The organism is Ruegeria meonggei, from assembly GCF_042768335.1.
Lineage (GTDB): Bacteria > Pseudomonadota > Alphaproteobacteria > Rhodobacterales > Rhodobacteraceae > Ruegeria > Ruegeria meonggei.
Genome location: NZ_JAXHBT010000001.1, coordinates 2,746,488 through 2,760,783 on the forward strand (window position 1 = coordinate 2,746,488; position 14,296 = coordinate 2,760,783).

Annotated in this window: 12 protein-coding genes; 3 read left to right on the forward strand and 9 right to left on the reverse strand. The window is 58.5% G+C overall.

Going from position 1 to position 14,296, the window contains the following annotated elements; all coding sequences use genetic code 11:
• Nucleotides 1-3 precede the first annotated feature (3 nt).
• A complete protein-coding gene (gyrB, locus tag SJY13_RS13570; protein WP_377191463.1) occupies nt 4-2,421 on the reverse strand; it encodes a DNA topoisomerase (ATP-hydrolyzing) subunit B in 2,418 nt (805 codons plus the stop codon).
• A 102-nt stretch (nt 2,422-2,523) separates the two neighbouring features.
• Complete coding sequence (locus tag SJY13_RS13575) at nt 2,524-3,096, reverse strand: TetR/AcrR family transcriptional regulator (protein ID WP_377191464.1); 573 nt, start codon at nt 3,094-3,096, stop codon at nt 2,524-2,526.
• Between the two features lie 98 nt (nt 3,097-3,194).
• Between SJY13_RS13575 and SJY13_RS13580 the strand changes: the two genes are divergently transcribed.
• On the forward strand, nt 3,195-3,761 hold the full coding sequence (locus SJY13_RS13580) for a carboxymuconolactone decarboxylase family protein (protein ID WP_377191465.1): 567 nt from the start codon (nt 3,195-3,197) through the stop codon (nt 3,759-3,761).
• On the opposite strand, the gene recF is transcribed toward SJY13_RS13580, so the two are convergent.
• The 6 genes from recF to mutM form a co-directional block, all read right to left on the reverse strand.
• Nucleotides 3,758-4,855, reverse strand: coding sequence for a DNA replication/repair protein RecF (gene recF, locus SJY13_RS13585; protein ID WP_377191466.1), 1,098 nt, complete (start codon nt 4,853-4,855; stop codon nt 3,758-3,760). The genes SJY13_RS13580 and recF overlap by 4 nt on opposite strands.
• A 262-nt stretch (nt 4,856-5,117) precedes the next feature.
• Complete coding sequence (gene dnaN / locus SJY13_RS13590) at nt 5,118-6,239, reverse strand: DNA polymerase III subunit beta (RefSeq protein ID WP_377191467.1); 1,122 nt, start codon at nt 6,237-6,239, stop codon at nt 5,118-5,120.
• A 228-nt stretch (nt 6,240-6,467) separates the two neighbouring features.
• A complete protein-coding gene (gene dnaA, locus SJY13_RS13595) occupies nt 6,468-7,847 on the reverse strand; it encodes a chromosomal replication initiator protein DnaA (RefSeq protein ID WP_085823598.1) in 1,380 nt (459 codons plus the stop codon).
• Nucleotides 7,848-8,397: 550 nt separating this feature from the next.
• Nucleotides 8,398-8,661, reverse strand: coding sequence for a 30S ribosomal protein S20 (gene rpsT, locus SJY13_RS13600; protein ID WP_037313205.1), 264 nt, complete (start codon nt 8,659-8,661; stop codon nt 8,398-8,400).
• Between the two features lie 232 nt (nt 8,662-8,893).
• On the reverse strand, nt 8,894-9,670 hold the full coding sequence (locus SJY13_RS13605) for an enoyl-CoA hydratase (RefSeq protein ID WP_085823597.1): 777 nt from the start codon (nt 9,668-9,670) through the stop codon (nt 8,894-8,896).
• Between the two features lie 66 nt (nt 9,671-9,736).
• On the reverse strand, nt 9,737-10,588 hold the full coding sequence (gene mutM / locus SJY13_RS13610; protein ID WP_377191468.1) for a bifunctional DNA-formamidopyrimidine glycosylase/DNA-(apurinic or apyrimidinic site) lyase: 852 nt from the start codon (nt 10,586-10,588) through the stop codon (nt 9,737-9,739).
• An 86-nt stretch (nt 10,589-10,674) separates the two neighbouring features.
• Between mutM and ubiE the strand changes: the two genes are divergently transcribed.
• Complete coding sequence (gene ubiE / locus SJY13_RS13615) at nt 10,675-11,427, forward strand: bifunctional demethylmenaquinone methyltransferase/2-methoxy-6-polyprenyl-1,4-benzoquinol methylase UbiE (RefSeq protein ID WP_377191469.1); 753 nt, start codon at nt 10,675-10,677, stop codon at nt 11,425-11,427.
• 3 nt (nt 11,428-11,430) lie between these two features.
• Nucleotides 11,431-12,960 carry a 2-polyprenylphenol 6-hydroxylase gene (ubiB, locus tag SJY13_RS13620; protein ID WP_377191470.1) on the forward strand — a complete coding sequence of 510 codons (1,530 nt, stop codon included), beginning with the start codon at nt 11,431-11,433 and terminating at the stop codon, nt 12,958-12,960.
• Nucleotides 12,961-13,057: 97 nt separating this feature from the next.
• Here ubiB and SJY13_RS13625 read toward each other — a convergent pair whose 3' ends face one another.
• A complete protein-coding gene (locus SJY13_RS13625) occupies nt 13,058-14,233 on the reverse strand; it encodes an acetyl-CoA C-acyltransferase family protein (RefSeq protein ID WP_377191471.1) in 1,176 nt (391 codons plus the stop codon).
• Between the last annotated feature and the right edge of the window lie 63 nt (nt 14,234-14,296).

Below are 14,296 nucleotides of genomic sequence, written 5' to 3' on the forward strand. Positions count from 1 at the left end.
ATACTAGAAATCCAGGTTCTCCACGCTCAGTGCGTTTTGTTGAATGAACTCGCGGCGGGGTTCGACCACATCGCCCATGAGCTTGGTGAACAGGTCATCAGCCTCGACCATATCATCCACGCGTACCTGCAACAGTGTCCGCGCATCCGGGTCCAGAGTGGTTTCCCACAGCTGATCGGGGTTCATCTCACCCAGGCCTTTGTAGCGCTGCAGAGACAAACCTTTTTCGCCCTCTTCCAGGACGGCGCGCAGCAGTTCCAGCGGGCCGTGGATCGCCTGCGACCGATCGCGGCGGATCAGCGTGGCCGGGCTGTTATAGATCTCTTGAAGGCTTTGGGTGAAGCTGCCGGTTTTGCGGGCCTCGCCCGAGCGCAACATGGGGCCATCCAGCGTGCGGACTTCTTCAACACCGCGCAGGATGCGGGCCAGACGGATGCCGTGATCCTGCGTGATCCGGCCCTGCCAGCCGCGCTCGTATTCCTGTGCAATCAGGTCCAGCCGTGCGGCAACTTTGTCGGCCACGCCTTGCAGGTCAGCATCGACGGCACCGGGTACAAATGCTCCGGCGACCGCGGCTTGTTCCAAAATGTGGCGCGGATAGTGGGTCGGGAAGGCGTCCAGCACGCGTTTTAGCTGGCGCGCCTCATCGACAACGCGGGTCAGGTCCTGACCGATAATCTCTTCACCTGATCCGAGCTTCAGAATCGCGCCCTCAACCCCCTGATTGATCAGGTAGTCGTCCAGTGCGGCCTGATCCTTGAGATACACCTCGGACTTGCCGCGCGACACCTTGTAAAGCGGCGGTTGCGCAATATAGAGGTACCCGCCCTCGATCAGTTCCGGCATCTGTCGGTAGAAGAAGGTCAACAACAATGTCCGGATATGCGCGCCGTCGACGTCCGCATCGGTCATGATGACGATCTTGTGGTAGCGCAGCTTTTCGATGTTGAACTCATCACGGCCAATACCAGTGCCCAGCGCCATGACAAGGTTGCCGATTTCCTGACTGCCCAGCATCCGATCGAACCGGGCGCGTTCCACGTTCAGGATCTTACCGCGCAGAGGCAGTACGGCTTGGGTCAGCCGGTCGCGACCTGTCTGGGCCGAACCGCCGGCCGAATCCCCCTCGACCAGAAAAACCTCGGTCTTGGAGGGGTCTTTTTCCGAGCAGTCTTTCAGCTTGCCAGCAAGGTAATTCACATCCATCGCCGTCTTGCGGCGGGTCAGTTCACGGGCTTTACGCGCAGCCTCGCGGGCCAGTGCGGCCTCGATGATCTTGCCGACAATGATCTTGGCTTCGTTTGGGTTTTCTTCAAACCATTCGGCCAGCTTCTCGTTCACCATGCCTTCGACCGCCGGGCGCACTTCCGAGCTGACCAGTTTGTCTTTGGTCTGAGAGGAGAATTTCGGATCAGGCACTTTCACCGACAAAACGCATGTCAAACCTTCGCGGGCGTCATCACCGGTAAAGCTGACCTTCTCTTTTTTCGCGATCCCACTGGATTGCGCATAGTTATTGATGGTCCGCGTCAAAGCACCCCGGAACCCGGCTACATGGGCACCACCATCCCTCTGAGGAATGTTGTTGGTAAAAGGCAGCACCGATTCATGGTAGCTGTCATTCCACCACATCGCGATCTCAACGCCGATATCATCCCGCTCACCCTTGATATAGATCGGTTCGGGCATGGCCGACGTCTTTGACCGGTCGAGGTATTTGACGAACTCCTTGACGCCGCCTTCGTAGAACAGCTCGGTCTCAAGCCGTTCTGCAGGGCGTTCGTCGATCAAGATGATCCGCACGCCCGAATTCAGAAAGGCCAATTCGCGCAGGCGTTTTTCCAGTGTTTCAAACGAATATTCAAGGTTCGAGAACGTATCGGTTGAGGCCAGGAACCGCACCTCGGTTCCAGTGCGATCGCCACACTCTTCGAGTGTCTTCAGGTGCTCGGTGGTCTCACCACCCTCAAACCGGGCCACGTGTTCCTTGCCGTTGCGCCAGACACGCAGCTCCAGCCAGTTGGACAGCGCGTTCACAACCGAAACACCGACGCCGTGCAGACCGCCCGACACTTTGTACGAATTGCTGTCGAACTTACCGCCCGCGTGCAGCTGGGTCATGATGACCTCGGCGGCGGACACACCTTCTTCGGGGTGAATATCCACCGGAATACCCCGGCCATTGTCGCTGACCGAAACGCTGGAATCGGCATGGATTTTGACAGTCACATGGTCGGCGTGACCAGCCAGAGCCTCGTCAATTCCATTGTCGACCACCTCATACACCATATGGTGCAGACCCGAGCCATCGTCCGTGTCGCCGATATACATGCCGGGACGTTTGCGAACCGCCTCTAAACCTTTGAGAACTTTGATGGAATCTGCGCCGTATTCTTGTGGTGCCTGTGCGTCTTCGGACATGCCGTTAGTACCTATATTATTTTGGTAACTTATACGTTTACTGGGGGGGAATGTCACGCGATCCCCCAACATTTTGTGTCAAAGATCGCCTTGGCCAGAAGATCAAAGGCGATCGAGGTCTGCGGCGATATCCGCCGCGATTTCCGCGGCGTTCACGTCTTCACGTTCAGCCGACAACCGCAGACCCAGCAGGTCGGATTGATAGCGGGCTGCCAGACGATCCGGATCATGATCGGGGCCTATTTCACCCACGCTCTGAGCGCGGCGGAACAACGTTGCAAAGCAATGCTTCATCTCGGCCATATGCTGGCCTGCCTTATCTGCCAGGTCGTGATCTTTCGCCTGCAATTCGGCATAGGTCTTGGCCAACATGCAGGCCCGGGCGGGCATCTGGCTGGAATCGATCACGATGCGCGGTTGCGTCTTGAGCGCCGCCAATGGCCCCAGCTCTTCGGCCAGCGCGGTCAAGCGGGCAACACCGTCCTGCGCGTAACGCTCCAGTGTCAGAGCATACAGCGCGTCTTTTGAGCCGAACGCCGCATAAAAGCTGCCGGGCTTCAGCTTCAACTCTCGCTCAAGGTCCTTGAGCGACGTCCCGGCCCAGCCCTGACGCCAAAAGATATCCCTAGCCTGCGCGATCAGCGCGTCTCGGTCGTATGAGGGTTTGCGGGGCATCGTCTTCACCAATTCTTGAACACTTGCTCAAATATATACTTGAGTGATCGCTCAATAAAGACTATTTCCAGCTCAGACGCCAAAAAAGGAGTTCCAACATGGCCAGCTTCCCCTCCCACGACCTGACCACCGCCCCAGAAGGATCAAAACCGCTGCTCGAGAAATCTCAGGCCGCGTTTGGTCGCCTGCCCGGCCTGCACAAAGTGATGTCGGAAAGCCCGCAGCATCTGGAAGGCTACCAGGTTCTGCATCACCTGTTCTTGCAGACCGATTTCGACAATGACGAAAAAACCGTTGTCTGGCAGACCATCAATGTCGCCAATGAATGCCACTATTGTGTGCCCGCCCATACTGGTATCGCCAAGATGATGAAGGTCTCGGACGACATCACCGAAGCGCTGCGCAACGAAACCTCCCTGCCCAACGCCAAGCTTGAGGCGCTGCGCACTTTTACGCTGCAGATGATGGATCAGAAGGGCAACGTGACTGACGTGCAATTGCAGGCGTTCTTTGACGCAGGCTATTCGCACCGCGCGGTTCTGGACGTGGTTCTGGGGCTGGCACAGAAAACCATGTCAAACTATGTGAACCACATTGCGCAAACTCCGGTCGACGAGGTCATGCGCGGCTTTTTGTGGGAACGTAAAGTCGGCGAACCTGCCTAAGAATTGACGACCGAGCCCTCATCGCCTTCGGTCACCACGAGGGTCTGGGCCCGGTCACCCAGTTCAGCAAACAGCTCAGGCCCGGTGCCCGTCATCCAGGCCTGAGCCCCCAAGGCGCAAATCTCTTCATACAGCGCCGCGCGCCGCTGTGCGTCCAGATGGGCGGCCACCTCGTCCAGCAAAACAATCGGCGGTGCCCCGACCTGCCCGGCCAACGCGCGCGCATTGGACAGGATCAGCGAGACCAACAGCGCCTTCTGCTCTCCGGTTGAACAATCCTTGGCAGGAACACCCTTGGCAGCGAAAACACCATACAGGTCAGATCGGTGCGGCCCGACCAAAGTGCGGCCTGCGGCCAGATCGCGAAACCGGCTTTCATTCAGCGCCTCGCGTAGATCATCTGCTGTTTCGGGCATCGCCCCTTCGGTCTGCACCAATTCCAGCGTGGCCGAAGGGAAAGCCGTTTCCGCTTGCTCTTGTGCTGTGCGTAAATGCTCTAGCGCTGCCAGACGCGTCGCATGTATCCGATACCCCGTCTCGGCCATCTGCCCTTCGAGGGCAGCATACCAATGGGCGTCCCGGACCTGCTCTTTCAGCAGGCGGTTCCGTTCCCGCATGGATTTCTCATAGATCAACGACGCCTCGGCATGGGCGGGATCAAAGCTTAGCGCGATGCGGTCCAGAAACCGACGCCTTCCTTCGGACCCCTCGATCCATAGCCGGTCCATCGAAGGGATCAGCCATACGACGCGGGCCAGTTTCCCGAGATCAATCTGGCTGGAGGCCTTGCCATCTATCCGAACCTGCCGCGCCGTGCCGCCTTCGGACCAGGTTTCGATCTCATACTTTTGGCCCTGGGCATTCAGCAGCCCGGACAGTTTCCAGCCCAACGCTTCGGGGCGTCGGGTCATGTCGGCCGCACTTGCCCGCCGCATTCCGCGACCGGGGGAAAACAAAGACACCGCTTCCAGAATGTTGGTTTTGCCCGCCCCGTTTGGCCCATGAATGGTCACAGGCCGTCCATCCAGCGCCAGACGCGCCAGCTTGTGCGAGCGAAAATGCGAGACCGTAAGTTCGGTCAGGGCCAACCCCATGACCCCTCCTTATTGTGAACCCAGCGTCCAAACTCTCGGATTGTCTCTGGTCTGCTGTATTACATGAGCCACATACAGAACAGAGGACAATATCACTCCAAACAAAACGAAGTTAAGTCCCAAGGCCCGCAGGACTCCACGACGGTACATCCGTCCTTTCCATGTGCCCTTAAACTCATCCGGCTTGCGGGCTCTGGGGTTTGTATGCTCATAGCCCTTGGCCATGGCCGTTCCCTTTGTCAGAGATCACCCCGCAGGGTCATCAGACGCGCATCGGCATGACCACGTAAACCGCGCTCAGGTCATTGCCTTCGCGCATCAGGGTCGGGTCACCGGCCGAGTTGAACAGAAACACTGCGTTCTCGCGATCGACCTGCGAGGCAATTTCCAGCAGGTATTTGGCGTTGAATCCGATCTCAAGCCGCTCGTCCGCGTAGGCTACAGCCAGCTCTTCCTCGGCGGCGCCACTGTCAGGGGCATTAACAGACAATACCAGCTTGTCGGCGTCCAACTGCAGCTTCACCGCGCGCGATCGCTCTGAGGACACCGTTGCAACGCGATCCACAGCCTGTGCAAACTCGGCTGCGTCCACTTCCAGCTGGCGCGTGTTGCCCTGCGGGATCACGCGCGTATAGTCGGGGAAAGTGCCGTCGATCACTTTGGATGTAAGGGTAATATCCGGCGTCGCAAACCGCACTTTGGTTTCGCTGACCGACACGGCGATGTCCATCTCATCATCATCCAGCAGCTTGCGCAGCTCGCCCACGGTTTTGCGCGGCACGATCACGCCCGGCATATCCGCTGCACCTTCTGGCAAGTCTGCATCGATACGTGCCAGGCGGTGACCGTCCGTGGCCACACAGCGCAGCACCTTGCCACCTTCAGAGCCATCCGAGACATGCATGTAGACGCCGTTCAGATAGTACCGGGTCTCTTCGGTTGAAATGGCGAATTTCGACTTGTCGAACAGCCGGCGCAGCAGGGCAGCCGAGGCTGTAAAATTCGATTGATATTCCGAGGACGCCATCACCGGGAAATCCTCTTTCGGTAACGTCGCCAGCGAGAAGTTCGACCGCCCGGCCTCAACCGTCAGACGGCCTGCGGCACTGTCGGCGGTCAGGGTCACCAAGGCACCATCGGGCAGCTTGCGCACAATCTCATGCAGGGTGGTGGCTGCCACCGTGGTTGCACCGGCTTTTTCCACCTGCGCCGGAGCTTTGTCGACCACCTCGATATCCAGATCGGTGGCGCGAAACTGCGCCTGATCGCCTTCGGCCTCGATCAGAACATTGGCAAGTATGGGGATTGTGTTACGCCGTTCGACAACGGATTGGGCCTGGGAAACGGCCTTCAGAAGGGTGCCGCGTTCGATGCTGATCTTCATACCCTCAATTCCTCTGACTTGCGTGCCGAAATGGGCGGGACTGGCACGTTAGCGGTTCCGCCCTGATGCACAAGGATTTTTTATGGATTTCTGGGTCGGAATGCCCAAGGCGTCAAGGGGCGCGTGATCCCTTGGGCACAGTTCCTTTTCAACCGTGGATTAAAGCGCACAAGAAAACGCCCCGGGCGTGAGGGTCCGGGGCGTTTTCCTTTTAGTCAGTGATAAAGCCTAGGCCTCCAAAGACCGGCGCAGCATTTCGACATCTTCGGCAATCTGGCCGTCGGTTGTTTTCAACTCTTCGATCCGTTTGACACCGTGCATGACCGTGGTGTGGTCACGCCCGCCAAAGCGGCGGCCAATCTCGGGCAACGAGCGGCTGGTCAGCTGTTTGCACAGATACATCGCAACCTGACGCGGGCGGGCGTAAGACCGCAGACGCTTGGGGCCGATGATGTCCGACAGTCGGATATTGTAATAGTCCGAGACTTTGCGCTGAATCTCTTCGACGGTGATCTTGCGCTCGGATGCGCGCAACACGTCGGCCAGACAATCCTGCGTCAGATCCATGTCAATCTCGCGCCCGACCAGCGAAGCAAAGGCGAACAGACGAGTCAAAGCCCCTTCAAGCACGCGCACATTGGTCGAGATGCGCTGCGCCAGAAACTCCAGCACGCCATCGGCAATGGTCAGGTCGGGATAAGTGCTGCTGTATTGCTGTACCTTGGTCTGCAGAATGCCCAGACGCAGCTCATAATCGGTGGGATGCAAGTCGACAACCAGACCGCATTGCAGGCGCGATTTCACGCGGTCCTCAAGATCCTTGATTTCACCCGGGGCACGATCAGCCGAGATGATGATCTGCTTGTTTTGATCCACCAGTGCATTGAACGTGTGAAAGAACTCTTCCTGAGTCGAATCCTTGCCAGCGATGAACTGCACATCATCAACCATCAGCACGTCAACCGAGCGGAACAGGTGCTTGAAATCCATCATCCGACGTTCCCGCAGCGCTTGCACAAAGCGGTACATGAATTGTTCCGCCGACAGGTAAAGTACGTTGAGGTCAGGGCACTTGGTTTTCAGTTCCCACGCGATGGCGTGCATCAGGTGGGTTTTACCCAGACCAACACCGCCATACAAAACCAGCGGATTGAATGTCACAGGACCACCTTCTGATACCCGTCGCGCAGCAGCATGGGCCAGCTCATTGGGCTTGCCAACGACAAAGCTGTCAAAGGTAAATCGTGAATCCAGCGGTGCGGCCTGCAACGAACCCAGCGCGTCATTGCCAACCTGAGCCTGTTGCGACAACGACTGCTCTGGTGCCGGTTCTGGCGCCGCGTCGGTCGACGGACGCGCCGGCAAGTTGGCGGCAACGCGAAACGCCAAGCGTTCCACAGATTCACCTGCGGTGTTCATCTCGTACAATATGAGATCCGCAAAATTTTGACTGACATAATTGCCCATAAAGTTCGTCGGCACAGAAAACACGGCCACGCCATCCTGAAGCTCTTGGAATTCAAGAGGTTCAATCCAGGTCGTGTAGTTGTTCTTGCCAACTGCCTTGAGCAATTTGTTACGCAGTAGTCCCCATTTCTCTTGTGTCATCAAGCGCCTCACGCATCCCGTTCTTTATTGGCCTGTCGGCCTTTTTGCTACGCTCCGGTTGCCCGGAAAAGCTTTCACACGCAAAAGGATGCCCTGCGCCAAACTCAAGGAGTCTGGCGGGTTTGTCCCCGAAAGTCAGCGCTGCCTGGTCAGTCGACGTCCAACAGAAGAACGTCCCGGAATCCGGGTTGCGCGTCGCAATCTAATTTTTCGACAGGGCGCAGATCTTTGGTTGTCCCAAGACCTACAGCAGATCAGCAAATCAGTCGTAACCGTTTGCCAACATTCGTTTCACAATCGTCCTGATGCCCGTCAGTCTGATCGGTGAAACAGCCTGTCCCCCCAAGCGAGTGAATCGCTGTATCAGTGGTAACAAGAGGCTGACGCTTACGGCAACGAAACTCTGATATTGACTCGGATTCTTGGCCGAAAGAATCTCTCGGTTTCGTGAAGGCGCGGTATTCTGGCAACAGCAAGAAAGGCGCCGCATGAAGCGACGCCTTTCAAAATATATCAGCTTTACTTACGTGACCATGGGTCAAGTAGCGGCTTAGCCCAGCGCCTTCACGCGAGACGACAGGCGCGACATTTTACGCGATGCTGTGTTCTTGTGGAAAACGCCTTTGGTGACGCCGCGCATCAGCTCGGGCTGAGCGGCGCGCAGAGCAGCGGTTGCCGCGTCTTTGTCGCCAGATGCGATCGCTTCTTCGACTTTGCGCAGATAGGTGCGGATGCGCGAACGGCGCGCTTTGTTGACTGCGAAACGCTTTTCGTTCTGACGTGCGCGCTTCTTTGCCTGGGGCGAATTTGCCATGTGTGTGTGACCTTTGTTCGGTGCGGTTATCTGGGTTTGCGCGCCACGGAAAATTCCGCACCGGATCGTCGATCACGAGTGTGAGTCGGGCCAGAGCGGGCCGCACGCGCATGTATAGCGGCGGTCTCTACCCAAGTTTGTCGGGTTTGCCAAGCCGATTCTTCGTATTTGCAGGATGGGAATGAAAAAGGCGGGCCTGGCCCGCCTGATCCCCGTCAGCGATGCAATGTGCCTACTTATCCCGGAACTGCGCTGCGCGCTTTTCAAGGAAGGCTGCCATGCCTTCTTTCTGGTCGTCGGTCGCGAACATCGAATGAAACACCCGGCGTTCGAACAACATGCCTTCGCTCAGCGGCAGCTCATAGCTGCGGTTGACCGCCTCTTTTGCAGCCATTGCAGACAGCTGCGATTTCTCGGCTATCTTCTGGGCAACACCGATGGCTTCTTCCATCAACTTTTTGGCCGGCACAACCCGGCTAACCAGACCCGCGCGCTCGGCCTCTTCCGCATCCATGAAGCGGCCGGTCAGGTTCATGTCCATCGACTTGGATTTGCCGACAAAGCGGGTCAGGCGCTGGCTGCCACCCAAGCCGGCGATGACCCCCAGGTTGATCTCGGGCTGGCCGAACTTGGCGGTGTCTGCGGCGATGATGAAATCGCACAGCATGGCCAGCTCGCACCCGCCACCCAGCGCATAGCCGCCAACGGCCGCGATGATCGGCTTGCGGATCGCACAGATGCGGTCATTGACGTCACCAAACAGGTTCTGGCTGTAGACGTCCACAAAGCTCATCTCGGACATCTGTTTGATATCCGCACCGGCGGCAAAGGCCTTGTCTGAGCCGGTGATGACGATGCAGCGCACCTTGTCATTGCCGTCGGCCTCTTCCAGCGCAGTACACACTTCACCCAGCAATTGAGTGTTCAGCGCGTTCAGAGCGTCCGGCCTGTCGAGTTTGATAAGGGCGACGTGGTCTTCGATTTCGACGATGATCGTCTCAAAAGCCATGAGGTTTGAGCTTTCGGTTGTTCCGTTCAGATACGATTCATTATCACGCGAAAAACCTGGATCAAGCTATCTTTGGCATTGCGCACAGTAGAAGGATGAGCGACCAGACTGGGTGATTCTCTTGATTTCACCCCCACAACCTGGGGTCTTGCAGGGCGCGCCTTCACGCCCGTAGACATCAAAGCTGTGCTGAAAATATCCAAGTTCTCCATCGGCTTGCCGGAAATCCCGCAACGATGAGCCGCCTGCGTCGATGGCGTCCTGCAGCACTTGACGGATGATCGGAACAAGGGCCGCAACACGGGCCACAGAAATCTGTCCCGCCTTGCGACGTGGCGACACGCGGCCGCGATAAAGCGCCTCGCACACATAGATATTGCCCAATCCGGCAACAATTCCCTGATCCAGAAGCGCAGATTTGACCGGAGTGTTCTTGCTTCGGAACGCGTCGACCAAATGTTGCTCGTAAAAATCATTGCCCAAAGGTTCTGGCCCCAGAACGGACAACAGCTTGTGATCTTCGGCCGTTGCGGTTGGCAACAAATCCATCGCACCAAAACGGCGCGGATCGTTAAAGGTGATGCGCGCGCCGTTTGCCATGTGAAAGACCACATGGTCGTGTTTCTCCGGCATCGGGTGCGTATGCGCAAACTGACCCAGCGGATCACCCGACACGGTCATGCGTCCGGACATGCCCAGATGGATCAACAGGGTTTCACCACTGCTGAGATCCGCCAGGATGTATTTCGACCGGCGCCGCAACCGGTCAACTCGCTGACCTGTAAGCCGCTCGACCATGCGGTCGGGAAAGGGCCAGCGCAGATCGGGCCGGTTCACATCCGCCTTTTCGATCACCACCCCTTCCATTGCGGGGGAAAGGCCGCGTCGTACTGTCTCAACCTCGGGCAATTCCGGCATTACACGGCTCCTATTCCAAAGGGCCGCATTGTGCCCGGTTCGTATCGCCCTATAACAGAGGCGAAATTCGACAAACGGCAAGGCTTATGTCCGACAACAGCGACAAGACCACCCATTTCGGGTTCGAAACCGTGCGCGAGGCTGACAAAGCCGGGCGTGTGCAGGGCGTGTTCAACTCGGTCGCCTCAAAATACGATGTGATGAACGATGTCATGTCGATGGGCATCCATCGGGTCTGGAAGGACGCAATGATGGACTGGCTTGCACCGCGCCCTGGGCAGCGCCTGTTGGATGTGGCAGGGGGCACCGGCGATATCTCGTTCCGCTTTCTGAAACGTGCGGGCTTTGGCCATGCCACCGTACTGGACCTGACGGAACCCATGTTGGTCGAAGGTCGCCAGCGGGCCGAAGCTGACCAGATGTCTGACAGCCTGAACTGGGTGGTGGGCGATGCGATGGCCCTGCCCTTCGACGACAACACCTTTGACGTCTACACAATCTCGTTCGGCATCCGAAACGTCACCCGCCCGCAAGAGGCGCTGAACGAAGCCTTCCGCGTGCTGAAACCCGGTGGCCGCCTTATGGTGCTGGAATTCAGCCAACTGCCCCATGACGGGCTGCAAAAGCTCTATGACCTTTACAGCTTCAACGTCATCCCGCGCATGGGCAAGCTGATCGCCAATGATTACGACAGCTATCAGTACCTGGTGGAATCAATCCGCAATTTCCCTGACCAGGACACGTTTCTGGAGATGATCCGCGCCGCCGGGTTCGAAAATGCCAAGTACCGCAACCTGAGCCTGGGCATCGCCGCGCTACATTCCGGCTGGAAGATCTGACGCATGCGAGGACCCCATAACATCATCCGCCTGATCCGCACAGGCGCCACGTTAGAGCGCACAGGCGCCATGAATGTCGTCCTGGACGCGTTCGAAGCCCCGCGCGCCTTGCGCATCGTGGCCCATACGCTGGGCAAACCGTTCCAATGGCTGGGATACAAGGGCGACCCGAACATGCCCCCCGCCACCCGTGCGCTGACGGCATTGGGACCGGCTTACATTAAATTCGGCCAGGTGCTCTCGACCCGTCCCGACGTGGTTGGCGACGAACTTGCCGATCAGCTGCGCGTGTTGCAGGACAAGCTGCCGCCCTTTTCCCGCGATGAGGCCATGGCCGAAGTGGAAAAAGAGCTGGGGCAACCGGTCTCCGAGATGTTCTCGGAGTTCAGCGAACCCATTGCGGCAGCCTCGATCGCGCAGGTGCACAAGGCCAAGCTGACCAGCACCGGCGAGGATGTCGCTGTCAAAGTGCTGCGCCCCGGCATCGAACGCGCCTTCCGCAAAGACGTCGACGCGTTCTATTTCGCGGCCCGGATCGTTCAGCTCTTTGCCCCCGGTGCGCGCCGCCTGCGCCCGATGGAGGTGATCGAACATTTCGACGGTGTGGTTCGCGGAGAGCTGGACCTGCGTCTGGAAAGCGCTGCGGCCTCGGAATACGCCGCCAATATCAAGGACGACGCGGGTTTCTGGCTGCCGCCCGTGGTGTGGTCGCTGTCCGCGCGCCGTGTGATGACGCTCAGCTGGGCAGATGGCATTGCACTGGGCGACAACGCCGCGTTGGACGCCGCAGGCCATAACCGCCCCGATCTGGCTGAACGGGTGTTGCGGATGTTCCTGCTGCACGCCCTGAGGGATGGGTTTTTCCACGCTGACATGCATCAGGGCAACCTGAAGGTCGCAGCCAATGGCGACATCATCGCCTATGATTTTGGCATCATGGGCCATATCAACGAATACACCCGCCGGGTCTATGCCGAGATTCTGTTCGGCTTCATTCGCCGCGACTATAAACGCGTGGCCGAGGTCCATTTCGAGGCAGGCTATGTCCCCGCCCACCAAGATGTCGACGAATTCGCCCGGGCTCTGCGCGCCGTCGGCGAACCGATCTTCGGCATGGATGCCACCCATATTTCAATGGGCCGACTGCTGAACTATCTGTTCGAAGTCACTGAACGGTTCGGCATGGAAACCCGGACCGAGCTGATCTTGCTGCAACGCACCATGGTGGTGGTCGAAGGTGTGGCGCGCTCGCTCGATCCTCATATGAACATCTGGGAAGTCGCCCGCCCTGTGGTCGAGGATTACATCAAAAAATCCATCGGCCCCCGCGCCGCACTGCGGGATTTTGGCAAAACGGCGATGGTCCTGGCTCGGTTCGGACCGCGTCTGCCTGCACTGGTGGAAAACGCGCTGATCGCACAGACCCAAAAGGACGAACCAACCTCTTCGCGCCTTTGGTCCGTGGCCTTGCCCGCCACCATCGGGGCCGCCGCAGGTGCCGCTCTGGTTCTTCTGCTGACGACATTCGGCTAACCCGAGCTCGCCCGCTTCATCTGGCCAAAAATATCCTCGGGGGGAATCGCACCAAAGGTGCGATGGGGGGCAGACAGCCCCCCTGCCTGGTTTGTGATCAGAGCAGCTCAAAGGCAATGGCGATACCTTGACCGCCGCCGATGCACATGGTGACCAGCCCCTTGGACCCGCCCGTGCGCTCCAGCTCGTACAGTGCCTTCAAAGTGATAATGGCACCTGTCGCACCCACCGGATGACCCAATGCAATCGCGCCACCATTTGGGTTCACTTTTGCCGCGTCCAGGCCCAGCTCTTTGTTGACGGCCAGCGCCTGCGATGCAAACGCTTCGTTGCTTTCGATTACATCGAAATCGTCAATTGACAGACCGGTGCGGGCCATCAGGTTCTGCACTGCAGGCACCGGACCGATCCCCATCACCTCAGGGCGCACGCCGGCGTGACCATATCCCAGGATACGCGCTTTGGGCTTCAGGCCCGCTTTCTCGGCGGCCTCGGCGGTGGCCAGTACCATCGCTGCTGCGCCGTCATTGATGCCTGACGCGTTGCCCGCCGTGACACGCCCGTCTTTCCGGAAGGCAGGGCGCAAACCGGCCAGCGCCTCGGCCGAGGTCGCCTTGGGATGCTCGTCGACCATGAAATCGACCATGTCACGCTTGACCTTGACCTGAACCGGCGCGATCTGGCTTTGGAAATAGCCTGCCTCCAGGGCTGCTGCCGCGCGGGTCTGGCTGGTCATGGCAAAACCGTCCATCTGCTCGCGGGTGATTTGGTGCTCATCCGCCACGTTTTCGGCCGTAATGCCCATGTGACCGGTGCCAAACGGGCAGTTTAGCGCGCCCAGCATCATATCCATCGACGTGACATCACCCATCTTCGCCCCCCAGCGCGCCTGAGGTACGATGTACGGGCTGCGCGACATGCTCTCAGCGCCGCCCGCAACAGCGAATTCCGCATCTCCCAGCATCAGGGACTGCACCGCCGAAACGATGGCCTGCGCACCCGATCCACACAGGCGGTTCACGTTCATCGCTGGCGTTTCAACCGGAATGCCCGCCTGTTTGGCGGCTGCGCGCGACAGGTACATGTCGCGCGGTTCGGTGTTGATGACATGACCAAACACCACATTGCCGATCTGGTTTGCCTCAACCCCGGATTTCTCCATCGCCGCTTCGGTCACTACGGTTGCCAGGTCAATCGGCGCGGTCGAGGCTAGCGCCCCACCAAAGGTTCCGATTGCGGTGCGGGCACCATCAAGAATGACGATATCTTTCATGTCTCTACTCCTCGTGGGTTTGGCGGCACTATGCCCCTGTCATGTGGGGCTGTCCCATGGGAC

Excerpts from the sequence above, each read along its gene's own strand:
- SJY13_RS13580 (WP_377191465.1), top strand. The coding sequence starts at position 3,195 with ATGGCCAGCTTCCCCTCCCACGACCTGACCACCGCCCCAGAAGGATCA.
- SJY13_RS13575 (WP_377191464.1), bottom strand. The coding sequence starts at position 3,096 with ATGCCCCGCAAACCCTCATACGACCGAGACGCGCTGATCGCGCAGGCT.
- ubiB (WP_377191470.1), top strand. The coding sequence starts at position 11,431 with ATGCGAGGACCCCATAACATCATCCGCCTGATCCGCACAGGCGCCACG.
- SJY13_RS13605 (WP_085823597.1), bottom strand. The coding sequence starts at position 9,670 with ATGGCTTTTGAGACGATCATCGTCGAAATCGAAGACCACGTCGCCCTT.
- gyrB (WP_377191463.1), bottom strand. The coding sequence starts at position 2,421 with ATGTCCGAAGACGCACAGGCACCACAAGAATACGGCGCAGATTCCATC.
- dnaA (WP_085823598.1), bottom strand. The coding sequence starts at position 7,847 with ATGACACAAGAGAAATGGGGACTACTGCGTAACAAATTGCTCAAGGCA.
- recF (WP_377191466.1), bottom strand. The coding sequence starts at position 4,855 with ATGGGGTTGGCCCTGACCGAACTTACGGTCTCGCATTTTCGCTCGCAC.
- mutM (WP_377191468.1), bottom strand. The coding sequence starts at position 10,588 with ATGCCGGAATTGCCCGAGGTTGAGACAGTACGACGCGGCCTTTCCCCC.
- ubiE (WP_377191469.1), top strand. The coding sequence starts at position 10,675 with ATGTCCGACAACAGCGACAAGACCACCCATTTCGGGTTCGAAACCGTG.
- SJY13_RS13625 (WP_377191471.1), bottom strand. The coding sequence starts at position 14,233 with ATGAAAGATATCGTCATTCTTGATGGTGCCCGCACCGCAATCGGAACC.
- dnaN (WP_377191467.1), bottom strand. The coding sequence starts at position 6,239 with ATGAAGATCAGCATCGAACGCGGCACCCTTCTGAAGGCCGTTTCCCAG.
- rpsT (WP_037313205.1), bottom strand. The coding sequence starts at position 8,661 with ATGGCAAATTCGCCCCAGGCAAAGAAGCGCGCACGTCAGAACGAAAAG.